Source organism: Acidovorax sp. GW821-FHT09A11 (assembly GCF_059418365.1).
The window spans coordinates 62663-85585 of sequence record NZ_JBWKPS010000014.1 but is presented as its reverse complement, the minus strand read 5'-3'; the positions used below and the strand labels follow the sequence as shown (position 1 = coordinate 85585).

Below are 22923 nucleotides of genomic sequence, written 5' to 3'. Positions count from 1 at the left end.
GTATACATTGAGGGGCGCAACATGGCGCCTCTGTCTGTGTATTTCTTCGCCGGCCTGCGCAAGGCCGGGCGTGGAGCTCCCCCCATGAATCTGAACGACGACCCCGTGACCGCTTCCGGTCCTTCCCCCGTGGCTGACGCGGGCGCCTCCCAGGCCGTGAAGGCGCAGTTGCGGCTGCGCGAGATGATCCTGGCGGGCGAGCTGCCGGGCGGTGCGCGCATCGCCGAACTGACGCTCGTGGAAAAACTGGGGGTGTCGCGCACGCCCATCCGCGCGGCGCTGATGCGGCTGGAGCTGGAAGGGCTTTTGCACCGGCTGCCCGGGGGCGGGTATGCGGTGCGCACCTTCTCCGAGACGGATGTCGCCGATGCCATCGAATTGCGCGGCACCATGGAAGGGCTGGCCGCGCGCCTGGCCGCCGAGCGCGGCGTGGAGGCCACCGTGCTGGCCCAGGCCCACGCCTGCCTGGACGACATCGATGCCGCCCTGGTCCCGCGCACGCTGGACGACGAGGGCTTCGCGCGCTACGTGGAGCTCAACGCGCGTTTTCACCTGCTGCTCAGCCGCATGGTGGGCAGCGATGTCATTGCGCGCGAGCTGGACCGCGTCAAGGGCCTGCCCTTCGCGTCGCCCTCGGCCTTCGTGGTGGTCCAGACGCATTCGCACGCGGCGCGCGACATGCTGGTGGTGGCGCAGGACCAGCACCGCCAGGCCCTGGATGCCATCGAACGCCGCGAGGGCGCGCGGGCGGAGGCCATCATGCGCGAACACTCGCGCGTCACCCGGCGCAACCTGCTGGCGGCCGTGCAGGCGGCGCAGGTGCAGGGGCTGCCGGGGGTGGGGCTCATCCGCGAGCGCGGGTGATTCTTGGGCGCAAAAGAGGGGTTCGGGGCATATGTGGAAAGCGCCAGCAGCTATCTTTTTGATACTGCGGCGATGTGGACTTCTGCCGGCCCTCCAGGGTGCCGCGCATGAAGCAGGCGGGCGCGGCCCCGGCGAGTCCGGGTGGGCCCAGCCCGTGGCTGCCCTCTGCGCCAGAAGCACAGGGGTGCCGCCCCAGGGCACCTGGCGGAAGGCTTAGTTATCCCATTTGGCGATATCTAAAAGTCGGAAATCCCACTTGTGAAATGACGCCCCACGCTCCAAACTCCGGCCAGCAGTTGCTGTATACAACGACATTCCACAGGAGACAACGATGCAAAAACGCCACCTTCTTCGCGCCTCGGCCGCTGCCGCCCTGGCTTTGTCCGCAGGCCTCCTGGCCGCCGTGCCCGCGTCGGCGCAGGACAACGTCTTCAAGATCGGCCTCATCCTGCCCATGACAGGCCAGCAGGCCACCACGGGGCGCCAGATCGAGGCCGCCGCCAAGCTCTACATGGCGCAGAACGGCGACACCGTGGCCGGCAAGAAGGTGCAGCTCATCATCAAGGACGACACCAGCCTGCCCGACGTGACGCGCCGCCTGGCCCAGGAACTGGTGGTGAACGAGAAGGTGAACGTGCTCGCCGGCATGGGCATCACGCCGTCGGCCATGGCCACGGCGCCGCTGGCCACGCAGTCCAAGACCCCGCTGGTGGTGATGGCGGCCGCCACGTCGAGCATCACCGAGGCATCGCCCTACGTGGTGCGCAGCAGCTTCACGCTGCCCCAGGTGTCGGTCGCCCTGGCCGACTGGGCGCCCAAGAACGGCATCAAGAAGGTGGTGACGCTGGTGAGCGACTATGGCCCCGGCATCGACGCCGAGAAGTACTTCAACCAGCGCCTCACGTTCAACGGCGGCCAGGTGACCGAGGCCCTGCGCGTGCCGCTGCGCAACCCCGACTTCGCGCCCTTCCTGCAGAAGGTGCGCGACGCCAAGCCCGACGCGCTGTTCGTGTTCGTGCCCTCGGGCGCGGGCGCCGCGGTGATGAAGCAGTTCCTGGAACGCGGCATGGACAAGGCCGGCATCAAGCTCATCGCCACTGGCGACGTGACCGATGACGACCAGCTCAACGACATGGGCGACGGCGCCCTGGGCGTGGTCACCTCGCACCACTACTCGGCCGCGCACCCCTCGCCGCTGAACAAGAAGTTCGTGGATGCCTTCGAGAAGGCCAACAAGGGCCTGCGCCCCAACTTCATGGCCGTGGGCGGCTACGACGGCATGCGCGTGATCTACGAAGCGCTGCGCACCACCAAGGGCGCGGGTGGTGGCGACGCGCTGCTGGCCGCCATGAAGGGCCAGGTTTTTGAAAGCCCGCGCGGCCCGGTGTTCATCGACGCGCAGACCCGCGACATCGTGCAGAACGTGTACCTGCGCAAGGTGGAGCGCGTGAATGGGCAGCTGTACAACGTGGAGTTCGATGTGATCAAGGATGTGAAGGACCCCGGAAAAACCAAGTAACCCCGGGATAGGAAGCCCCCCTGAGTCGCTTCGCGCCTTCCCCCGGAGGGGGACGCCACCCGTGGCCTGGCGAAGCCAGTTCCACGGTGGCACTGGCCTGGGGCGCGCCGGTTGTTGCGGGCGGGGGCGGTTTTCCATCCGGTGTGGGGCGTGCCAGTTTTTGGGGTCGGTGGCCCTCTTTCCTCCACCCGTTCGGGCTGAGCGTGTCGAAGCCAGGGCGCCGTGCACGAGCCCATGACTCTTGTTCGTCTTCATTGAAGTGATTTCATGCTGACCATTCTTTTCGACGGCGTGGCCTACGGGATGCTGCTGTTCATCCTGGCGGTGGGTCTGGCCGTGACCATGGGGTTGATGAACTTCATCAACCTGGCGCACGGTGCCTTTGCCATGGCGGGCGGGTACATCACGGTGCTGCTGATGCAGCGGCTGGGCGTGCCGTTTCTGGTGTGCCTGCCTCTGGCCTTTGTCGGCACGGCGTTGCTGGGGGCGGTGCTGGAGCGCACGCTGTACCGGCCGCTCTACAACAAGGCGCACCTGGACCAGGTGCTGTTCTCCATCGGGCTGGTCTTCATGGCCGTGGCCAGCGTGGACTACTTTGTGGGCTCCACCCAGCAGATCATGCAGCTGCCCGAATGGCTCAAGGGCCGCACCGAGATCGGCAGCGGCGCCTTCATGCTGGGCATGGGGCACTACCGGCTGTTCATCATCGCGGTGTGCGCGGCGCTCACGGTAGGGCTGCAGTACGTGCTGACCAAGACACGCTTCGGCAGCCGCCTGCGCGCCAGCGTGGACGACCAGCGCGTGGCCGCCGGCATGGGCATCAACGTGAACATCGTGTTTTTGTCCACCTTCGCGTTTGGCTCGGGCCTGGCGGGGCTGGGCGGTGCGCTGGGCGCCGAGGTGCTGGGGCTCGATCCGAGCTTCCCGCTCAAGTTCATGATCTACTTTTTGATCGTGGTGGCGGTGGGCGGCACCTCGTCCATCACCGGCCCGCTGCTGGCCGCGCTGCTGCTGGGCATCGCCGACGTGGCGGGCAAGTACTACATCCCCAAGCTGGGTGCCTTCATCGTGTACAGCCTCATGATCGTGATTTTGATCTGGCGGCCCCAGGGCCTGTTTGTCCGCAAGGGAGGGAAATGAGATGAACGCTCAGACCTCCATCCTCTTGAAGGCCCGGCGCTTTCGCTGGTGGGAACCCATCTTCTGGATTCTGGCCTTCGTGGCGCCGCTGGCGCTGCCCAGCCATGCGCTCATCATCAACGAGATCGCCATCGTGGCGCTGTTCGCCCTGTCGCTGGACCTGATCCTGGGCTACACCGGCATCGTGTCGTTGGGCCATGCGGCCTTCTTCGGCCTGGGCGGCTATGCGGCGGCGCTGTTCGCCAAGCACGTGATGCCCGACCCGCTGGTGGGCTTGGCGGTGGGCATCGCGGCGGCCACGGTGCTGGGGGCGGTGGCCTCGCTCACCATCATGCGCGGCACCGACCTCACGCGGCTCATGGTCACGCTGGGCGTGGGCCTCATCATGCTGGAGCTGGCCAACAAGCTCGACTGGCTGACCGGCGGCGCCGACGGCCTGCAGGGCGTGGTGATGGGCCCGGTGCTCGGCCAGTTCGAGTTCGACCTGTACGGGCGCACGGCGGCGTGGTATTCGCTCACCGTGCTGCTGGTGTTCTTCCTCATCGCGCGGCGCATCGTGCAGTCGCCGTTCGGCGCCACGCTCAAGGCCATCCGCGACAACCGGCTGCGCGCCATGGCCATCGGCATCCCCGTCACGGCCAAGCTGGCGCAGGTGTACACGCTGGCCGCCGCACTGGCGGGCGCCGCGGGCGCGCTGCTCACGCAGACCACGGGCTTTGCGTCGCTGGACCTGTTCGAGTTCCACCGCTCGGCCGACGTGATGCTGATCCTCGTGATCGGCGGCGTGGGCTGGCTCTACGGCGGCATCCTGGGCGCCGTGGGCTTCAAGCTGCTGCAGGACGTGATCTCCTCCGTCACACCGCAGTACTGGACGTTCTGGATCGGCCTGTTCCTCGTGGTGCTGGTGCTGGTCGGGCGCGACCGCCTGTTCCGCCCCTGGACCTGGTTCCGCGCCGGGCGCAAGCCCGGCGCCAGCTCCAGCGCGGGAGGCCATTGATATGAACACGACAACCTCCACCACCGTGCTGTCGGCGCAGGGACTGGTCAAGCGCTTCGGCGGCATCACGGCCACGAACAACGTCACGCTCGATCTGAAAAAGGGTGCACGCCATGCGCTCATCGGCCCCAACGGCGCGGGCAAGACCACGCTGATCAACCTGCTGACCGGCGTGCTGGAGCCCACCGAAGGCTCCATCGTGCTCGAAGGGCAGGACATCACGCGCCTGGCGCCGCACCAGCGCGTGGCGCGCGGCATGGTGCGCACCTTCCAGATCAACCAGCTGTTCGACAGCCTCACGCCGCTGGAAACCCTGGCGCTCACCGTGTCGCAGCACCAGGGCCTGGGCGGCAAATGGTGGCAGCCGCTGGGCGCGCGCCGTGCGGTTACCGAGCGCTGCGAGCAACTGCTCGAGCAGTTCCACCTGACCTCCGTGATGGCCGAGGAAACGCGCGTGCTGGCCTACGGCAAGCGCCGCCTGCTGGAGATCGCGATCGCCCTGGCCTGCGAGCCGCGCGTGCTGCTGCTGGATGAACCCGTGGCCGGCGTGCCTGCGGGCGAACGCGAAGAACTGCTGCAGACCGTGGCGGCACTGCCCGCCGATGTCTCGGTGCTGTTGATCGAACACGATATGGACCTGGTTTTCAGCTTTGCCAACCGCATGACGGTGCTGGTCAACGGCACGGTGCTCACCGAGGGCGACCCGGACACGATTGCCAACGACCCGCAGGTGAAGGCCGTGTACCTGGGGCATGGGGAGGATGCGCATGCCTGAGCTGTTGAAGATCGAAGGCCTCAGCGCGGGCTACGGCGAGGCCGTGGTGCTGCAAGGCATCTCCCTCTCGCTGGCCGAGGGCGACACCCTGGCGCTGCTGGGCCGCAACGGCACCGGCAAGACCACGCTCATCAACACCCTGGCGGGGGCCACGCGCCAGCATGGCGGCAGCGTGTCGCTGGGCGGTGCCGTGCTGCACAGGCTGCCCTCGCACGAGCGCGCGGCGGCCGGCATCGGCTGGGTGCCGCAAGAGCGCAACATCTTCAAGTCGCTCACGGTGCACGAGAACCTCACGGCCGTGGCGCGCCCCGGCCGCAAGGGTTCCAGTGCCCGGCCCTGGACCCCAGAGCGCGTGTACGAAATGTTTCCGCGCCTGGCCGAACGCAAGACCAACCTGGGCACGCAACTGTCGGGCGGCGAGCAGCAGATGCTGGCCGTGGGCCGCGCGCTGGTGCTCAACCCGCGCCTGCTGCTGCTCGACGAGCCGCTCGAAGGCCTGGCGCCCATCATCGTGGAAGAGCTGCTGCGCGCCATCCGCCGCATCACGCGCGAAGAAGGCCTGTCGGCCATCATCGTGGAGCAACACCCGCAGGCCATCCTGGCGATCTCCGACCAGGCCGCCGTGTTGGACCGGGGGACCGTGGTGCACACCGGCACGGCCGCCGAGCTGCAGGCGCAGCCCGAGCTGCTCGGCCGCCTGCTGGGCGTGGCGCGGTAGATCCGCCATGGCCTTCCTGCACCGCAGAACCCTGCTGGCGTTGTGCGCCGTGCCTTTCGCGGCCGGGAGCCAGGCGCAGCAGCCGGCGTTCCCCTCGCGCCCCCTCCGCATCGTGGTGCCCAACGCCGCGGGCGGCGCGGCCGACATCACGGCGCGCACGGTGGGCCAGAAAATCGCGGGCCCCCTGGGGCAGAGCGTGGTGATCGAGAACAAGCCCAGCGCCGGCGGCGTGGTGGCGGGCGAACTGGTGGCGCGTGCCGAGCCCGACGGCCACACGCTGCTGCTCATCAGCAGCGGCACGGCGGTGAGCGCCGCGCTGTTCCATTCGCTGCCTTTCGACACCCTTAAGGACTTCGCGCCGGTGTCCCTGCTGGCCACCTTCGACCTCGCGATCGTCGTGCGCGAAGGCGGGCGCTTTTCCACCCTGGCGGACCTGCTGGCCTACGGCCGCGCCCACCCGGGCAAGCTCAACATCGGCACGCCGCAGATCGGCACCACGCAGAACCTGGCGGCCGAACTCTTCAAGGTGACTGCCGGCATCGACGCCCAGGTGGTGCCCTTCAACGGCACGCCGCCGGTCATCACGGCCGTGCGCGGCGGCGAGGTGGACGCCATGGTGGACATCCTCGGCGCTCTGATGCCGCAGGTCGCCGCCAAGGCCCTGCGCCCGCTGGCCGTGCTGGGCGCCCGGCGCGCGCCGCAGCTGCCCGGTGTGCCCACGGTGCGCGAAAGCGGCGGCCCGCTGGAGGGCTTCAACGTCACGTCCTGGAACGGCCTGGCCGTGCCCGCGCGCACACCGCCCGCCGTGGTGGAGCGGCTCTCGCGCGAAGTGCAGGCGGCCCTGGCCCAGCCCGACGTGAAAAAACGCCTGCTGGAGCTGAACCTGCAGGCCCAGGGCAGCACGCCCGCGCAGGCCAGCGAACACCTGGCGGCCGACGCGCGGCGCTGGGCCGATGTGATCGCCCGGGCCAAGATCGCGCGGCAGTAGGGCGCTCCGCAAGGCGCATGGTGCGCCCGGGGGCAGCGTCGACACGGAGGCAAAAGATGAACCTGCAGATTGAACACATCGGCCTCATCGGCTACGGCGAGGTGGGCAAGATTTTCGGCACGGGCCTCAAGGGCCGGCCGGGCGTGGCGAGCATCGCTGCCTGGGACCTGAAGTTCGGGGACGATCGCACAGCGTCCGCAGAGCGAGCGCACGCAGACCGGGCGGGCGCCGTGGCCACGGCCTCGGTGCGCGAGCTGTGCGGGCGCTCGGACCTTGTCATCTCGGCCGTCACTGCCTCCAGCACGCTGGCCGTGGCCGCAGCGGCCGCGCCGCACCTGCGCGCGGGCACGGTGTTCCTCGACCTGAATTCCGCATCGCCCGGCACCAAGCAGCAGGCGGCCGCGCTGGTGGATGCGCGCGGCGCGCACTACGTGGAGGCCGGCGTGATGACCTCGGTGCCGCCCTATGGCATCCGCGTTCCCATGCTGCTGGGCGGCGCACAGGCCGCCGCGCTGGCGGAGGTGCTGGGCCGCTGGGGCATGGATGCCAAGCCGGTGAGCGCGCAACTGGGCATCGCCAGCGCCATCAAGATGTGCCGCAGCATCATGATCAAGGGCCTGGAGGCGCTGGTGGCCGAGAGCTACGCCACGGCCCGCCACTACGGTGTGGAAGACCAGGTGCTGCCCACGCTGCAGGAGACCTTTCCCGGCATCGACTGGAGCGCGCAGGGCGCGTACTTCCTGAGCCGCGTGGCGCAGCACGGCCAGCGCCGCGCGGAGGAAATGCGCGAGTCCGCCCACACCGTGCGCGAAGCGGGCATGGAGCCCGTGATGGCATCGGCCATTGCCGCCAAGCAGCAGTGGGTGGCCGACCTGGCCGCCACGGGCGCGTTTGCGGACGTGGCCCAAGGCGCGCGCTGGCAGGACTACGCGGATGCCTTGCTTGCGGCCCGAACCCCCTCGGGGGACCGTTCTAGGTAGGCTCGAAAACCAGCGGCACGGTGCGCTGGATCAGGTCCAGCGCCGCCTTTTGCACCTGCGTGGCCGGCCGCTGCAGGCTGGTGGCCAGCGACAGCGCGATGCGCAGCGGTGGCTTGCCGGGCGTGCCGATGACCTGGGCGGTATAGGCCGAAGGCCGGGGCGAGTTGAGCAGCGCATTGCGCGACAGCACCGCGCAGCCCGCGCCGTCGGCCACCAGGTCCAGGATGGCGGAGACGCCGTCGATCTCCAGCGCCACCTCGGGGCGGCAGCCGATGCTGGCCATTTCCGATTCCACATGCATGCGGATGGCGTTCGGGCGCGACGGGATGATCAGCGGCAGCCGCGCCACCTCGGCCAGCGGGATGGGGCCGGGCGGCGGGTCTTCGGCCAGGCCGGGCGGGCGCACGCGCACCAGCACCAGGTCTTCGTCGATGAGGTGCGACACGTCGATGTCGCGCGAGGGCTGGGCGTTGTAGAGCACCACGATGTCCAGGCGCCCGCTGACCAGCCCCTCCAGGATGGCGCCCGAGAGCCCCTCGCTGATGGACAGGCGCGCCTCGGGCAGCTCCTGGCGGAACGCGCGGGTCAGCGGCACCGTCATCACCCGCGCCACGCTGTTGGGCAGGCCGATGGCCACGCGGCCCGAAAGCCCGCCGCGCATGCGGTCCATGTCTTCGCGCGCCCGCGCCATCTGGTGCAGGATGCCGCGCCCGTGCTCCACCAGCAGCTTGCCCGCCTCGGTGGGCGTGGCACCCCGGCCGTTGCGCACCAGCAGGTTCTGGCGCAGCTCCACCTCCAGCAGGCGGATCTGGCGGCTCAGTGCCGACTGCGCCACGTCCAGCGCGGCGGCCGCGCGGGTGAAGCTGCCCAGCTCGGCCACGCGCACAAAGTATTCCAGCTGCTTGAGGTCCATGGGGGTCGACAGAGGGGAGTGTTTCCTATCGGTAAATGATATACCTGATAGATGGTGTGCCTACTTTTTGTATAGCTTGCCTTCACCCAGAATCGGCCTACACAGCGGCACCGCCGCCTGTGCCGCAGCCTTGTTGTCCCCTTTCCAATCGACGCCCGCCATGCCCCAACACCTTCGCGGAATCTCGTCCATGGCCACCCGCCAGGTGCTGGCCGAGCTGACCTCCGGCTATGAGGAGGCGACCGGTCACCGCGCCAGCATCGAGGCCGTGGGCGGCGTGGACGCCGCCCAGCGCGTGCTGGCCGGCGAGGCCTTCGATGTGGTGGTGCTCGCCTCCGACGCCATCGCCAGGCTGCTGGCCGCGGGCTGCATCGTGCCCGGCAGCGTGGTGGACCTGGTGCAGTCGGGCGTGGCGGTGGCCGTGCCCGCCGGTGCGCCGCAGCCGGACATCGGCTCCGAAGACGCCGTGCGCCAGGCCGTGCTGGCGGCGCGCAGCATCAGCTATTCCACCGGCCCGAGCGGCGTGGCGCTGGCAAAACTGTTCGAGCGCTGGGGCATCGCTGATGAGATCGCCGGCCGCATGGTGCAGGCCCCGCCTGGCGTGCCCGTGGGCTCGCTGGTGGCCAAGGGCGAGGTGGAACTCGGTTTTCAGCAATTGAGCGAGCTGCTGCACGTGCAGGGCATCACCATCGTCGGGCCGCTGCCGCCCGCCATCCAGGTCACGACCACGTTTTCCGCCGGGATCGGCGCGTTGTCGCAGCAGGCCGATGCCGCGCGCGAACTGCTGACCTACATGGCGTCGCCGCAAGCAGCGGACGCCAAGCATAGGCAGGGCATGAGCCCCGCGTGACCGGCCTGCGCCACAGCACAAGCACTTCGACAAGAACATCTTTCAGGAGCACAAACCCATGAGCATCATCATCGACTGCCACGGCCACTACACCACGGCCCCCAAGGCGCTGGAGAACTGGCGCAACGCGCAGATCGCCGGCATCAAGGACCCCGCCCAGATGCCCAAGGTGGCGGACCTGAAGATCAGCGACGACGAGCTGCGCGAGTCCATCGAGACCAACCAGCTCAGGCTGATGAAGGACCGCGGCAGCGACATCACGCTGTTCAGCCCGCGCGCCAGCTTCATGGCCCACCACATCGGCGACTTCAACGTGTCGAGCACCTGGGCGGCCATCTGCAACGAGCTGTGCTACCGCGTCTCCACGCTGTTCCCCGACCACTTCGTGCCCGTGGCCATGCTGCCGCAAAGCCCTGGTGTCGATCCCGCCACCTGCATCCCCGAGCTGGAAAAGTGCGTCAAGGAATACGGCGCCGTCGGCATCAACCTGAACCCCGACCCCTCGGGCGGCCATTGGACCAGCCCGCCGCTGACCGACAAGCACTGGTACCCCATCTACGAAAAGATGGTGGAGTACGACCTGCCCGCCATGATCCACGTGAGCACCAGCTGCAACGCGTGTTTTCACACCACGGGCGCGCACTACCTGAACGCCGACACCACGGCCTTCATGCAGCTGATCCAGGGCGACCTGTTCAAGGACTTCCCCACGCTCAAGTTCCTGATCCCGCACGGCGGCGGCGCGGTGCCCTACCACTGGGGCCGTTTCCGGGGCCTGGCGCAGGAGATGAAGAAGCCGCTGCTCGACGAGCACCTGATGAACAACGTGTACTTCGACACCTGCGTGTACCACCAGCCCGGCATCGACCTGCTGAACACGGTGATCCCGGTGAAGAACGTGCTGTTTGCCAGCGAAATGATCGGCGCGGTGCGCGGCATCGACCCGACCACCGGCAACTACTACGACGACACCAAGCGCTACATCGAGGCGTCCACGATCCTCAGTGCCGAAGACAAGCACCAGATCTACGAAGCCAACACGCGCCGCGTGTTCTCCCGACTCGATGCACGCCTGAAGGCAAAGGGGCTCTGACATGTACGAACTAGGCGTTGTCTACCGCAACATCACCCGCGCCGACCGCGCGGCCGCCGACGGCCTGGCCGCTTTGGGCTCGGCCACCGTGCACGAGGCCATGGGCCGCGTGGGCCTGCTCAAGCCGTACATGCGGCCCATCTACGGCGGCCAGCAGGTCAGCGGCACGGCCGTGACCGTGCTGCTGCAGCCCGGCGACAACTGGATGATGCATGTGGCGGCCGAGCAGATCCAGCCCGGCGACATCGTGGTGGCGGCCGTCACCTCGGAGTGCACCGATGGCTACTTCGGCGACCTGCTGGCCACGTCCTTCCAGGCCCGTGGCGCCCGCGCGCTCATCATCGACGCCGGCGTGCGCGACGTGAAGACGCTGCAGGAGATGAACTTCCCCGTGTGGAGCCGCGCCATCAGCAGCAAGGGCACGATCAAGGCCACGCTGGGCTCGGTGAACATCCCCGTGGTGTGCGCCGGTGCGCTCGTCACGCCGGGCGACGTGATCGTGGCCGATGACGACGGCGTGGTCTGCGTGCCCGCCGCACGTGCCGCCGCCACGCTGGAAGCCGCGCAAAAGCGCGAGAGCTTCGAAGGCGAAAAGCGCGCCAAGCTCGCTTCGGGCGTGCTGGGCCTGGATATGTACAACATGCGCCCCGGCCTGGAGAAGGCGGGCCTCAGGTACATCGACTGACACGCCAGTTTTGAATCTTTCAGGCCTCTGGCGCTTTACTGGAAAGCGCTGGAAGCTATTGAATTTATAGCATTCTATTTTTCCTGCATCCCATGACCTTTCGCACCTTCTCCCCCCTGCGTCGCAGTCTTGCCTTGGCCCTGGGCCTGGCCGCCACCCTGGGCCTCGCATCCCACGGCGCACACGCCCAGGCCTTCCCCACCAAGCCCGTGCGCATCATCACGCCCTTCCCCGTGGGCGGTGGTCCCGACGGCGTGGCGCGCATCGTGGCCGAGAAGCTGGGCCGCATCTGGAGCCAGCCCGTGGTGGTCGAGAACCGCCCCGGCGGCAACGGCTTCATCGCCATCGACGCCTTCAAGCGCGGTGCCAAGGACGGCCACGACCTGATCGTGCTGGACAACGTGCACCTGGCCGCCTACCCCAGCCTGTTCAAGAAGCTGCCCTACGACGTGGCCAAGGACTTCGACACGCTGCTGCCGCTGTTCAAGACCCACTTTTTCTTCACCGTGGGCACGGGCAGCAAGTACAAGACCGTGGGCGACATCGTGGCCGACGCCAAGGCCCGCCCGGGCAAGCTCAACTACGGCTCCTGGTCGGTGGGCAACCCCGTGCACCTGGGCTCCGAGCTGTTCGAGAGCGCCACCGGCACGCAGATGGAGCACGTGATCTTCAAGGAGACCACGCAGCTGTACACCTCGGTCGCCACCGGCGACATCGACTTCGCCCTGGGCAGCGCCGCCACCGCCGGGCCGCTGTACCGCGCGGGCAAGCTGCGCCTGCTGGCGTTCGCCGGCCCCCAGCGGTCGGCCGAGTTCCCCGACGTGCCCACCGTGGCCGAAGCCGGTGGCCCCAAGGACTTCGCCGTCACCGGCTGGAACGCCATCGCCGTGCCGCCCGGCCTGCCCGCGGCCGTCACCGACAAGATCAAGCGCGACATCGAGCAGGCCCTGACGGGGGCCGACGTGGCCGAGAAGTTCAAGACCTTCGGCTACGAGCAGTTCCCCACCACGCGTGCGCAGTTCGCCCAGTTCGTGAAGGACGAGAGCCAGCGCTTTGGCGATGTGATCAGGAAGGCCAATGTGTCGCTGGATTGATCGGAGCGAAACGCAAGGAGCACGCACATGAGTGAATTCACCAAGACCCCTGGCTGGCTCGACTGGTACGCCGTCCCGAGCAAGCCGCGTTTTCAGGTGCCCGCGGGCGCCGTGGACGCGCACTGCCACGTGTTCGGCCCCGGCGCCGAATTTCCCTACGCGCCCGAGCGCAAGTACACGCCCTGCGACGCCAGCAAGCAGCAGCTCTATGCGCTGCGCGACCACCTGGGCTTCGCGCGCAACGTGGTGGTGCAGGCCACCTGCCATGGCGCGGACAACCGCGCCATGGTCGATGCGCTCGTGCACTCGGGCGGCAAGGCGCGTGGCGTGGCCACGGTGCGCCGCTCGGTGAGCGACGAGGAGCTGCAGGCCATGCACGACGCCGGCGTGCGCGGCGTGCGCTTCAATTTCGTCAAGCGCCTGGTGGACTTCACGCCCAAGGACGAGCTCATGGAGATCGCGGCGCGCATCGCCAAGCTCGGCTGGCACGTTGTGATCTACTTCGAGGCGGTGGACCTGCCCGAACTGTGGGATTTCTTCACCGCACTGCCCACCACGGTGGTGGTGGACCACATGGGCCGCCCTGACGTGACCAAGCCCGTGGACGGCCCCGAGTTCGAGCTGTTCCTGAAATTCATGCGCCAGCACCCCAATGTGTGGAGCAAGGTCAGCTGCCCCGAGCGCCTGAGCGTGGCCGGGCCCAAGGCGCTCGATGGCGAGCAGGCCGCCTACCGCGACGTGGTGCCTTTTGCGCGCCGCGTGGTCGAGGAGTTCCCGGACCGCGTGCTCTGGGGCACCGACTGGCCGCACCCCAACCTCAAGGACCACATGCCCGACGACGGCCTGCTGGTGGACTTCATCCCGCACATCGCCACCACGGCCGGGCTGCAGCAAAAACTGCTGGTGGACAATCCCATGCGGCTGTACTGGCCGGAAGAAGAAAAGGGCTGACGCCATGTCCCTCGACAAACCCTACCTGGACGTGCCCGGCACGACCATCTTCGATGCAGAGCAAAGCCGCAAGGGCTACTGGCTCAACCAGTTCTGCATGAGCCTCATGAAGGCCGACAACCGCGCCCGCTTCAAGGCCGACGAGCGCGCCTACCTCGACGAGTGGGCGATGACCGAGGAACAGAAGCAGGCCGTGCTCGCGCGCGACCTCAACTGGTGCATCCGCCTGGGCGGCAACATCTACTTCCTGGCCAAGATCGGTGCCACTGACGGCAAGAGCTTCCAGCAGATGGCCGGCTCCATGACCGGAATGACCGAGGACGAGTACCGCGCCATGATGGTCGGTGGCGGCCGATCGGCGCAGGGCAACCGCGTCATCGGCGAAGACGGCGATGCCCAGGCGCACCGCCAGCCGCAGGGTGCTGCGGGAAAGAAAGGAAACTGAACATGGCGCGTATCACCGCCTCCGTCTTCACCTCGCACGTGCCCGCCATCGGCGCCGCGCTCGATCTGGGCAAGACGCAAGAGGACTACTGGAAGCCGCTGTTCGCGGGCTATGACTTCTCCAAGCAGTGGATGAAGGACAACAAGCCCGACGTCATCTTCCTCGTCTACAACGACCATGCCACGGCCTTCAGCCTGGAGATGATCCCCACCTTCGCCATCGGCACCGCCGCCGAGTACCAGCCCGCCGACGAGGGCTGGGGCCCGCGCCCCGTGCCCAAGGTCATCGGCCACCCGGACCTGGCCTCGCACATAGCGCAGTCGGTCATCCAGCAGGATTTCGACCTCACCATCGTCAACCGCATGGACGTGGACCACGGCCTCACGGTGCCGCTGTCGCTCATGTGCGGCCCGCAGGATCCGGTGGACGGAGCCTGGCCCTGCCCGGTGATCCCGTTCGCGGTCAACGTGGTGCAGTACCCCGTGCCAAGTGGGCGGCGCTGCTACAACCTGGGCCAGGCGATCCGCAAGGCCGTGGAGAGCTACGACGAAGACCTCAACGTGCACATCTGGGGCACGGGCGGCATGAGCCACCAGCTGCAGGGCCCGCGCGCGGGCCTGATCAACAAGGACTTCGACAACGCCTTCCTCGACAAGCTCATCAGCGACCCCGAGGCCGCCGCCAGCATCCCGCACATCGACTACGTGCGCGAGGCGGGCAGCGAGGGCATCGAACTCGTGATGTGGCTCATCGCGCGCGGCGCCATGGCCGACGTGGCCGGCGGCAAGCCCCCGAAGCTGGTGCACCGCTTCTACCATGTGCCCGCATCCAACACGGCCGTGGGCCACCTGATCCTGGAGAACACCTGACATGACCAAGACCATCAAAGTAGCGCTTGCGGGCGCGGGTGCCTTCGGCATCAAGCACCTGGACGGCATTCAGAACATCGACGGCGTGGAAGTCGTTTCGCTGATCAGCCGCGACCTCGACAAGACGAAGGAAGTCGCCGCCAAGTACGGCATCGGCCATGTCACCACCGACCTGGCCGATAGCCTGGCCCTGCCCGAGGTGGACGCGGTGATCCTGTGCACGCCCACGCAGATGCACGCCGAGCAGAGCATCGCATGCCTGAAGGCCGGCAAGCACGTGCAGGTGGAGATCCCGCTGGCCGACAGCCTGAAGGGCGCGCAGCAGGTCGTCGCCGCGCAAAAGGAAAAAGGCCTGGTGGCCATGTGCGGCCACACGCGCCGCTTCAACCCCAGCCACCAGTACGTGCACCGGAAGATCCAGGCCGGCGAGTTCAACATCCAGCAGATGGATGTGCAGACCTACTTCTTTCGCCGCACCAACACCAACGCGCTGGGCCAGGCGCGCAGCTGGACGGACCACCTGCTGTGGCACCACGCCGCCCACACCGTGGACCTGTTCGCGTACCAGGCGGGCAGCCCCATCGTGAAGGCCAACGCCATCCAGGGCCCGATCCACCCGGTGCTGGGCATCGCAATGGACATGAGCATCCAGCTCAAGGCCGCCAATGGCGCCATCTGCACGCTGAGCTTGAGCTTCAACAACGACGGCCCGCTGGGCACGTACTTCCGCTACATCGGCGACACCGCCACCTACCTGGCGCGCTACGACGACCTGTACAACGGCAAGGACGAGAAGATCGACGTGAGCCATGTCGACGTGTCGATGAACGGCATCGAGCTGCAGGACCGCGAGTTCTTCGCCGCCATCCGCGAAGGCCGCGAGCCCAACTCCAGCGTGGGCCGCGTGCTCGCCTGCTACGAGGTGCTGCACGACCTGGAGCAGCAGCTCAACGCGGGCTGAAGTTGGGTTTATGGGGCTGGATAGGCCCCCTGCGCTCATCAGGAGCGCGCGGGCAGCTATCGAATCGATAGCTGCTTTTTTTCTTGCCCGGGCGTCCTGCACACGCAGTGCCCCTGGCTGAAGCCGGCGGTCAGATCGGCGCGTAGCTGCCCGTGCCGCCCGGCCAGGCCGTGAGCACCTCGTATCCGTCGGGCGTCACCGCCACCATGTGCTCCCACTGCGCGGACAGCGAGCGGTCCTTGGTCACCACGGTCCATCCGTCCGCCAGCTCCCTGGTCTCGCGGCCGCCCGCGTTGAGCATGGGCTCGATGGTGAAGACCATGCCGGCCTCCAGCGTGAGCCCGGTGCCGCGCTGGCCGTAGTGCAGCACGTTGGGCACGTCGTGGTAGACCTGCCCGATGCCGTGCCCGCAGTACTCGCGCACCACGCTGAAGCGCTCGCGCTGCGCCACCGTCTGGATTGCGTGGCCGACGTCGCCCAGCGTGGCGCCGGGCCGCACCTGCCGGATGCCCGCGCACAGGGCTTCGTACGTTGTTTCCACCAGGCGCCGGGCGAGCGTGCTGGGCGCACCGACGAAGTACATGCGGCTGGTGTCGCCGTACCAGCCGTCCTTGATCACCGCCACGTCGATGTTGACGATGTCGCCCTTCTTCAGGATCTTGTCGTGCGACGGAATGCCGTGGCAGACCACCTGGTTGACCGAGGTGAGGATGGTCTTGGGGTACCCCAGGTAGCCCACGTTGGCCGGCACCGCGCCCTGCACGTTCACGATGTGGTCGTGGCAGATGCGGTCCAGTTCCTCGGTGCTCACGCCGGGCACCACGTGGGGCTCGATCATGTGCAGCACCTCGGCGGCCAGTTGCGCGGCGCGCCGCGACAGGGCCAGCTCGTCCGCCGACTTGATGGGAACGCCGCGCGCCATCAGTGCTTCCCGTTGGCCACGGCGCGGGGTTTGGCCGGCAGGCCGTCCACCGCCATGGCGATGTCCAGGCCGCCCGCCATTTCGGCCCGCACCAGCAGCTGGCAGATCTCGCGGTGGTCGAGCTCGGGGTGCATCTCGGTCAGCATGCCCACCCGCATCCAGTGCTCGGCCTGCGCGTTGATGGAGCGGCTCAGCGCGGTGCCTGCGACACGCAGATTTTCGTGCATCTGGTCTGAAATCTTGACGATACCCATGGATGATCTCTATACAAAACGTATATGAATTATATATAAAACGTGTGGCGGCGTCTTAAGGTGGCGCACAGGGTGCGCTGGCCACAATGCCAGGCTTGCCATGCCCTCACACCCCGGACACACCGCCCCAGGAGCCCATCCCGATGCAACCACCGCAGCACGTGACATTCCGGGCTTTTGCCGGGGCCTCGGATTTTCCGGCCATGGTCGCCTGTGCGAACGCCAGCTTTGCCGCCGACCAGACCCGGTTCTTTCGCACCGTGGAGGACGTGGCGCGGGACTACGCCGCGTTCACCCAGTGCGTGCCGCAGCAGGACGTGTGGATCGCGCAGGCGGGCGATGAGATCGCTGGCTATGTGCGTGCCTGGCATTGGGCGCAGGCCGATGGGCTGCAGCTCTACGGGCAGTTTGCGGTCGTTGCGCCGCAGTGGCGCCGGCAGGGCATCGGCGCACGGCTGCACGCGTGGCTGGAGGCGCGCCAGCGCGAGATGGCGGCGGCCCTGGGCCAGGCCGGCCCGCATGCGCACCACGCCTTCGTCACGGGGGGCGAAACCGCACGTGCGGCGCTGCTGGAAAAAGCGGGCTACCGGCCCGAGCGCTATTTCTTCACCATGGGCCGCCCCACGCTGCAGGCCATTGCCGACTTTGCGCTGCCTGCCGGCCTGGAAGTGCGTGCGGTGCAGCCCGGCCACTACCGCGCCATCTGGGATGCGCATGCCCGCGCTTTCCATGCGCACTGGGGCTATGCACCGCCCGACGAGGCGGACTACCAGCGCTGGCTGGCCAGCCCGGTCTTCCAGCCGCACCTGTGGCAGGTGGCCTGGGACGTGCGGATGAACGAGGTGGCGGGCCAGGTGCGCACCTACATCGACACCACATGGAACGCGGGCAATGGCCGCCAGCGCGGATGGACGGAATTCATCAGCGTGGGCGAGCGCTGGCGGCGCCGCGGCCTGGCGCGGGCCCTGATTGCGCGCAGCCTGCGCGCCCAGGCCGATGCAGGCATGCAGGAGTCCGGGCTGGGGGTGGACAGTGAGAATGCGAGCGGCGCGCTGCGCGTCTATACGGACTGCGGCTTCGTTGTGGAACAGCGCAACTGCGTGTTCCGCAAGCCGCTGGTGCTGGGCACCCCCGGCCGCGGGGCCTGACGCCACCGGCACCACGCGGCCGGCAGGCGCGGGCTGTCACAGGGACCGGGACAGCGCGATGAGCCCCCAGACAAGCACCACCAGCTGGGCAAGATTGACGAGCAGCGCGGTGGCATGCACCCGGCGGAACCGCTGCACCGCCCCGCCGTTCCTGGCTTCTATCTGGCTGCCCAGTTGCTGCATGGCGGGCACCAGGCGCTTGCGCAAGGCCGTGGAAACCGCTGCCATGGCCGCCGCGCCAGCGGCATAGGCCCACTGTCCCCACAGCGCGTAGCTGGCCGACGCGCACAGGGCCACCCAAAATGCAGCCTTGTAGTAGACATTGAAGAAACCGCGCACGAACCGCGCGTCGAGCGGCTCGTCGTGCTGGAGGATCAGCAGCGGCAGGCCGCCCAGCAGGAAGTAGGCGGTGGTGACGAGCATGGCGACAGTGAAGAAGAAGGCTGCGTAGATGGCGGAAGGCATGGCGCTTCTCCTGGGCGGGATGGGCCGCTGCGGTGCGCGCGGCTTCGCGTAATGTATCGCGCCGACCCGGCGCAGCAAACCACCGCGGCCCCCGTGGCCGGCGCGCCATGGCCGGCTATCCGTGCGCGCGGATGTTGGCAACAATGGCACCCCATGACCCCGCCTGCCTTCTTTGCCACCTCCGCTGCCTTCCGCCAGTGGCTGCAAGCCCATGCGGCACACGCGCCCGAACTGCTCGTGGGCTTCCACAAGGTCGGCTCGGGCCGCCCGTGCATGACCTGGTCCGAGTCGGTGGACGAGGCGCTGTGTTTTGGCTGGATCGACGGCGTGCGCCGGCGCATCGACGAGCACACCTATTCCATCCGCTTCACGCCGCGCAAGCCATCGTCCGTCTGGAGCGCGGTGAACATCGCCAAGATGGAGCAGCTGCAGGCCGCCGGCCGCATGACGCCCGCGGGCCTGGCGGCCTTCAGCCACCGCAAGGCCGACAAGTCCGCGATCTACTCGCACGAACAGGCCGCAGTGGCCGAGCTGCCCGCCGCGCAGTTGCGCGAGTTCAAACGCCACAAGAAGGCATGGCAGTTCTTCGAGGCCGCCCCCGCGGGCTACCGCAAGTCCATGCTGCACTGGGTGACGTCGGCCAAGCGGCCTGAAACCCGCGCGGCGCGGTTTGCGCAGCTGCTGGCGGCCTCGGTGGCCGGCGAGCGGATCGACCTGTGGACCCGGCGCCCCCGCGCGGGCGATGCTGCTGCACCTTCGGCCTGAAAGGACCTCGCCCACCATGGCCCCGCCCGCGCCCTCCCAACCCACCACCATCGCGGACTACATCGCGGCCGCCCCCAAGGCGGGCCAGCCGCTGCTGCATGCGCTGTACGCCATCCTGAAGCGCGCCGCGCCGCAGGCCGAGGAAGCCATCAAGTGGAACACGCCGTTCTTCATCGAGCCGCGCTTCGTGTACGCCTTTTCGGCGCACAAGGCGCATGCGAGCTTTGCGCCGCCCGCTGCGGCGCTCGCGCATTTCGGGCAGGCGCTGCAGGCCGTCAGGACGACCAAGGGCACCATCGTGCTGCCCTACGACCAGCCGCTGCCGGCAGAGCTGATCGAACAGATCGCGCGGTACAGCGTGCAGCGCGTGCGCGCGCGCACCACGGGCAGCTTCTGGGAGTGAGCACGCCGCGTAGCGGCCGTGCGGCGCGGGGTGCATGCATGCCGTAAGCTTGCGCCATGCAACAAAGAAACCTTGGACCTTTCTCCGTCTCGGCCATCGGCCTGGGCTGCATGAACCTTTCGCACGCCTACGGCGCGCCCGTGTCGGCCGAGCAGGGCGAGCGCGTGCTGCTGGCCGCGCTCGATGCGGGCGTGACGCTGTTCGACACCGCCACGCTGTACGGCTTCGGCGCCAACGAAACGCTGGTGGGCCGCGTGATGAAAAGCCAACGCAGCCGCTTCACCCTGGCCAGCAAATGCGGCATGCAGGGCGTGGACGTGAACGGCGACGGCAAGCTGGTGCGCGTGATCGACGGCCGCCCCGCCACGCTGCGCCAGACCTGCGAGGACAGCCTGCGCCGCCTGCAGACCGACGTGATCGACCTGTACTACCTGCACCGCTGGGACAAGAAGGTGCCCATCGAGGACAGCGTGGGCGCATTGGCCGACCTGGTGCGCGCGGGCAAGATCCGCAGCATCGGCCTGTCCGAAGTGTCGGCCGCCACCCTGCGCCGCGCGCACGCGGTGCACCCCGTCGCGGCGGTGCAGACCGAGTATTCGCTGTGGACACGCAACCCCGAGATCGCCGTGCTCGACGCCTGCCGCGACCTGGGCGCGGCCTTCGTGGCCTTCAGCCCCGTGGCGCGGGGCTTTCTGTGCGGCGAACTCAGGGACGTCTCCGCCCTCGACCCCAAGGACATCCGCCGCGCCATGCCCCGCTTCGCCCCCGATGCCTACGCCGCCAACCTGCAGCTGCTGGACGGCTACCAGGCCATCGCGCGCGAAGTGGGCTGCACGCCGGCGCAGCTGGCGCTGGCCTGGCTGCTGCACCAGGGCGGGCACATCATTCCCATCCCCGGGACGACCAGCGTGGAGCACCTGCGGGACGATGTGGGCGCGGCCGGTGTGCGGCTCGATGCCACGGTGCTCGCGCGGCTGGATGCACTGATCAACGAGCGCACCGTGGTGGGCCCGCGCTACAGCGCGCAGAGCGCGAGCGAGGTGGACACCGAGACGTTCGAAAGCCACGCGGTGTAAGTCGTCCTGCGGCCCCGGACTGCCTGGCGGGCGCCACGGACGACGCCCGGCCGCCCTGGGCCGCCCAGCCGCACCTGAAAAAATGTCTCTGCGCTCCATCCTCTCGACATTCGGCAGCAAGCCTGCACCGGCGCGGCCGGACACGCCATCCGTGCACGCCACTTCCCGGTGCAAGCTGTACGGCCATCCCGAGTTCCAGATCCGGGTGTCGAACAGCGCGGTGCCGGTGGAGGACATCTCCTTCCTGCTGCAGTTCTTCGAGCAACGGGTCGCCCGGGGCGAGAAGTTCCGCGGTGGCGAGAGCCTGCAGGTCGGCTGGATGTTCACGATGCTGGAAGAGGGGCCCGCAGGATTCCTGCGGGTGCTGGAGCCCGACATGCAGGTGGTGCCCGTGAGGTTCGTCGATTCGGTCGACAACACGCTCATGCAGCTGCGCAACCAGAAAGACGTTGTGGAGAGCCTCTCCCCGTCCATCGCGCCGGACTTTCCGTCGCTTCGCCAAAGCGCCGTCGTGCACGTGAACTACCAGGAAGCCCGTCGAATCCTGCTGACCCGGAACGACCCCGTCAACGCGGCGGATTCCGGCTGGTGGCTCTCGGACCTGGACGACGAGGCACGCCTTGAGGATCCGGCACGCTTCATGAAGACCTCCCTGTACCAGCTGGGCGTGCACCGCCCGGACCTGATCCAGTTCCTTGCGGTGCCGGCGGGATTGCAGGTGGCCGTGGACGGCGCGCGCATCAGCGTGCTCGGACCCGTGCAGGAGGTGCAGCAGATTCCGGGCTCGTACCTGAGCGAATTGAACAAGGCGCGGCAGAGCGCCGTTTCGGCCGGTCGGTCCTCGGCAGGCTAAGCCAGGCACAGGCACGAGGGCTCTCGCCCATCTCACCAGGCGGGCTGCGGCATTCCGCGGTCACAAACACCTCGCAGACCTCCGCTCGCGCCCACGTTCAAAGGCTGCGCTTCCTGAAAGGAAAAAGCCCTGGAGCAGTGATGCTCCAGGGCTTGTTCGTTCGGCACGCTGGCGGGATCTGGTGACCTTGCCGTCCCCCGGCCTGTCCGCCGAGGGATCGGGCGCCCCAGGGGCTCAACGGCCGCGCAGGGTGCCCTTGTCGTCGGCGATCACGATCTCCACGCGGCGGTTCATGGCGCGGCCTTCCGGCGATGCGTTGTCGGCCACGGGGTGGGCCTTGCCGTAGCCGCGCGCGGTGATGCGGCTGCTGTCCACGCCGCGCTGCACCAGTGCGTCGCGCACGGACTGGGCGCGGCGGTCCGACAGGTCCTGGTTGTAGCCGTCGGAGCCCACGCTGTCGGTGTAGCCCTCGATGAGCAGCTTGCGGTCCGGGAACTGCTTGAGGAAGCTGGCCAGCTTGTCCAGGCGGGGGCCGGCCTGGGCCGACAGCTCCGCCTTGTTGAAGGCAAACAGCACGTCGCCCAGCGTCACGAGCAGCCCGCGCTCGGTCTGCTGGGCTTCCATGTCGCGCAGCTGGGCTTCCAGTGCGCGCACGCGGTCCTGTGCGGCGCTGGCCTGGGCCATCGCGACGCTGGCATTGGCCTGCTGCTGGGCGGCGCGCTGCTCGGCGTTCAGGGCCTGGGCCTGGGCCTGCTGGGCGCGCAGGCGGGCCTGGTCGGCCTCCTGGGTGCGCGCCTGCAGGCGGATGCGGTCGGCGTCGCCGCTGGCTTGCTGGATGCTGGCGTCCAGCTGGCGCGAGCGTGCCGCGTTCGTGGCGATCTCGGCGCGCTGGCGTGCGATGTAGGCCAGGTGGTTGGTTTCCGATTCGTCGTGGTCGTCGGCCCATTCGCGGTCGGCGCGGGCCAGAGCGTCGGTCGCTTCCTTCAGTTCCACGGGGGCGTACTGGTTCACGATGAGGTCGCCGACGACGGCGCTCACGGCGGAGCGGGCCTGCTCCAGGGCCGGGAACGGCGCGGTGCTGGCACAGGCCGCGAGCAGCCCCACGGCGACGAGGCTGGTGCACAGGGCGGTGGTACGTTGGATCAATCGGTGCATGGTGTGGTGTCCTTCAAAGGTCAAGAGCGGCCCGCGGTGC

26 protein-coding genes are annotated in these 22923 nt (G+C 68.3%); 21 read left to right on the top strand and 5 right to left on the bottom strand.

Annotated features, from left to right (window positions below; translation table 11 throughout):
- The first annotated feature begins 84 nt into the window (after window positions 1–84).
- The 8 genes from AC07PV_RS23645 to AC07PV_RS23610 all read left to right on the top strand — a co-directional run bounded on the left by AC07PV_RS23645 (window position 85) and on the right by AC07PV_RS23610 (window position 7981).
- Window positions 85–864: a GntR family transcriptional regulator gene (locus AC07PV_RS23645; RefSeq protein WP_494631477.1), complete on the top strand. Its 780-nt coding sequence runs from the start codon at window positions 85–87 to the stop codon at window positions 862–864.
- Between the two features lie 331 nt (window positions 865–1195).
- A complete protein-coding gene (locus tag AC07PV_RS23640) occupies window positions 1196–2383 on the top strand; it encodes an ABC transporter substrate-binding protein (RefSeq protein ID WP_218297918.1) in 1188 nt (395 codons plus the stop codon).
- A 267-nt stretch (window positions 2384–2650) separates the two neighbouring features.
- Window positions 2651–3523 (top strand): branched-chain amino acid ABC transporter permease, encoded by an 873-nt coding sequence (locus AC07PV_RS23635; protein WP_492254144.1) that lies wholly within the window; start codon window positions 2651–2653, stop codon window positions 3521–3523.
- Between the two features lies 1 nt (window position 3524).
- On the top strand, window positions 3525–4520 hold the full coding sequence (locus AC07PV_RS23630) for a branched-chain amino acid ABC transporter permease (RefSeq protein ID WP_218297916.1): 996 nt from the start codon (window positions 3525–3527) through the stop codon (window positions 4518–4520).
- A gap of 1 nt (window position 4521) precedes the next feature.
- Window positions 4522–5295, top strand: coding sequence for an ABC transporter ATP-binding protein (locus AC07PV_RS23625; RefSeq protein WP_218297915.1), 774 nt, complete (start codon window positions 4522–4524; stop codon window positions 5293–5295).
- Window positions 5288–6013 carry an ABC transporter ATP-binding protein gene (locus tag AC07PV_RS23620; RefSeq protein WP_218297914.1) on the top strand — a complete coding sequence of 242 codons (726 nt, stop codon included), beginning with the start codon at window positions 5288–5290 and terminating at the stop codon, window positions 6011–6013. Before AC07PV_RS23625 ends, AC07PV_RS23620 begins: the two co-directional genes overlap by 8 nt.
- Before the next feature lie 7 nt (window positions 6014–6020).
- Window positions 6021–7001 carry a Bug family tripartite tricarboxylate transporter substrate binding protein gene (locus AC07PV_RS23615; RefSeq protein WP_218297913.1) on the top strand — a complete coding sequence of 327 codons (981 nt, stop codon included), beginning with the start codon at window positions 6021–6023 and terminating at the stop codon, window positions 6999–7001.
- A 62-nt stretch (window positions 7002–7063) separates the two neighbouring features.
- Complete coding sequence (locus tag AC07PV_RS23610) at window positions 7064–7981, top strand: DUF1932 domain-containing protein (protein ID WP_494631481.1); 918 nt, start codon at window positions 7064–7066, stop codon at window positions 7979–7981.
- Here AC07PV_RS23610 and AC07PV_RS23605 read toward each other — a convergent pair.
- Entirely contained in the window at window positions 7974–8894 is a 921-nt protein-coding gene (locus AC07PV_RS23605; RefSeq protein WP_218297912.1) for a LysR substrate-binding domain-containing protein, read from the bottom strand. The two genes, AC07PV_RS23610 and AC07PV_RS23605, sit on opposite strands and share 8 nt — an antisense overlap.
- A 160-nt stretch (window positions 8895–9054) precedes the next feature.
- Here AC07PV_RS23605 and AC07PV_RS23600 point away from each other — a divergent pair, with 160 nt between their 5' ends.
- The 8 genes from AC07PV_RS23600 to AC07PV_RS23565 all read left to right on the top strand — a co-directional run bounded on the left by AC07PV_RS23600 (window position 9055) and on the right by AC07PV_RS23565 (window position 15842).
- A complete protein-coding gene (locus AC07PV_RS23600; protein ID WP_494631476.1) occupies window positions 9055–9744 on the top strand; it encodes a substrate-binding domain-containing protein in 690 nt (229 codons plus the stop codon).
- Window positions 9745–9802: 58 nt separating this feature from the next.
- Window positions 9803–10837, top strand: a complete 1035-nt coding sequence (locus AC07PV_RS23595) for an amidohydrolase family protein (RefSeq protein ID WP_494631474.1) — start codon at window positions 9803–9805, stop codon at window positions 10835–10837.
- Between the two features lies 1 nt (window position 10838).
- The gene (gene ligK, locus AC07PV_RS23590; protein ID WP_218297909.1) at window positions 10839–11522 is read left to right on the top strand and encodes a 4-carboxy-4-hydroxy-2-oxoadipate aldolase/oxaloacetate decarboxylase; all 684 of its coding nucleotides are present in this window, start codon (window positions 10839–10841) and stop codon (window positions 11520–11522) included.
- A 92-nt stretch (window positions 11523–11614) separates the two neighbouring features.
- A complete protein-coding gene (locus tag AC07PV_RS23585) occupies window positions 11615–12616 on the top strand; it encodes a Bug family tripartite tricarboxylate transporter substrate binding protein (protein ID WP_494631473.1) in 1002 nt (333 codons plus the stop codon).
- Between the two features lie 27 nt (window positions 12617–12643).
- A complete protein-coding gene (locus AC07PV_RS23580) occupies window positions 12644–13567 on the top strand; it encodes an amidohydrolase family protein (RefSeq protein ID WP_494631472.1) in 924 nt (307 codons plus the stop codon).
- 4 nt (window positions 13568–13571) lie between these two features.
- Window positions 13572–14012 carry a protocatechuate 4,5-dioxygenase subunit alpha gene (ligA, locus tag AC07PV_RS23575; protein ID WP_218297906.1) on the top strand — a complete coding sequence of 147 codons (441 nt, stop codon included), beginning with the start codon at window positions 13572–13574 and terminating at the stop codon, window positions 14010–14012.
- 2 nt (window positions 14013–14014) lie between these two features.
- Window positions 14015–14881 carry a class III extradiol dioxygenase subunit beta gene (locus AC07PV_RS23570; protein WP_494631471.1) on the top strand — a complete coding sequence of 289 codons (867 nt, stop codon included), beginning with the start codon at window positions 14015–14017 and terminating at the stop codon, window positions 14879–14881.
- 1 nt (window position 14882) lies between these two features.
- Window positions 14883–15842: a Gfo/Idh/MocA family oxidoreductase gene (locus tag AC07PV_RS23565; protein WP_369643658.1), complete on the top strand. Its 960-nt coding sequence runs from the start codon at window positions 14883–14885 to the stop codon at window positions 15840–15842.
- A gap of 130 nt (window positions 15843–15972) precedes the next feature.
- Here the strand turns inward: AC07PV_RS23565 and map are convergent, their stop codons facing one another.
- The gene (gene map, locus AC07PV_RS23560; protein ID WP_492245247.1) at window positions 15973–16764 is read right to left on the bottom strand and encodes a type I methionyl aminopeptidase; all 792 of its coding nucleotides are present in this window, start codon (window positions 16762–16764) and stop codon (window positions 15973–15975) included.
- Window positions 16764–17018, bottom strand: coding sequence for a ParD-like family protein (locus AC07PV_RS23555; protein ID WP_218382245.1), 255 nt, complete (start codon window positions 17016–17018; stop codon window positions 16764–16766). Before AC07PV_RS23555 ends, map begins: the two co-directional genes overlap by 1 nt.
- 143 nt (window positions 17019–17161) lie before the next feature.
- Here AC07PV_RS23555 and AC07PV_RS23550 point away from each other — a divergent pair, with 143 nt between their 5' ends.
- Complete coding sequence (locus AC07PV_RS23550; RefSeq protein ID WP_494631470.1) at window positions 17162–18166, top strand: GNAT family N-acetyltransferase; 1005 nt, start codon at window positions 17162–17164, stop codon at window positions 18164–18166.
- Between the two features lie 36 nt (window positions 18167–18202).
- Here the strand turns inward: AC07PV_RS23550 and AC07PV_RS23545 are convergent, their stop codons facing one another.
- Window positions 18203–18631 carry a hypothetical protein gene (locus AC07PV_RS23545; protein WP_218297901.1) on the bottom strand — a complete coding sequence of 143 codons (429 nt, stop codon included), beginning with the start codon at window positions 18629–18631 and terminating at the stop codon, window positions 18203–18205.
- A 153-nt stretch (window positions 18632–18784) separates the two neighbouring features.
- On the opposite strand from AC07PV_RS23545, the gene AC07PV_RS23540 reads away from it, so the two are divergent.
- From AC07PV_RS23540 to AC07PV_RS23525, 4 genes are all read left to right on the top strand, one after another.
- Complete coding sequence (locus tag AC07PV_RS23540) at window positions 18785–19396, top strand: YdeI/OmpD-associated family protein (RefSeq protein ID WP_492245250.1); 612 nt, start codon at window positions 18785–18787, stop codon at window positions 19394–19396.
- 16 nt (window positions 19397–19412) lie between these two features.
- Window positions 19413–19799, top strand: coding sequence for an iron chaperone (locus AC07PV_RS23535; RefSeq protein ID WP_369643652.1), 387 nt, complete (start codon window positions 19413–19415; stop codon window positions 19797–19799).
- Between the two features lie 56 nt (window positions 19800–19855).
- The gene (locus AC07PV_RS23530) at window positions 19856–20875 is read left to right on the top strand and encodes an aldo/keto reductase (protein ID WP_218341769.1); all 1020 of its coding nucleotides are present in this window, start codon (window positions 19856–19858) and stop codon (window positions 20873–20875) included.
- Window positions 20876–20957: 82 nt separating this feature from the next.
- Window positions 20958–21728, top strand: coding sequence for an immunity protein Imm33 domain-containing protein (locus AC07PV_RS23525; RefSeq protein ID WP_494631469.1), 771 nt, complete (start codon window positions 20958–20960; stop codon window positions 21726–21728).
- A 234-nt stretch (window positions 21729–21962) separates the two neighbouring features.
- Here AC07PV_RS23525 and AC07PV_RS23520 read toward each other — a convergent pair whose 3' ends face one another.
- Window positions 21963–22883 (bottom strand): OmpA family protein, encoded by a 921-nt coding sequence (locus AC07PV_RS23520; protein ID WP_494631468.1) that lies wholly within the window; start codon window positions 22881–22883, stop codon window positions 21963–21965.
- Window positions 22884–22923 lie beyond the last annotated feature (40 nt).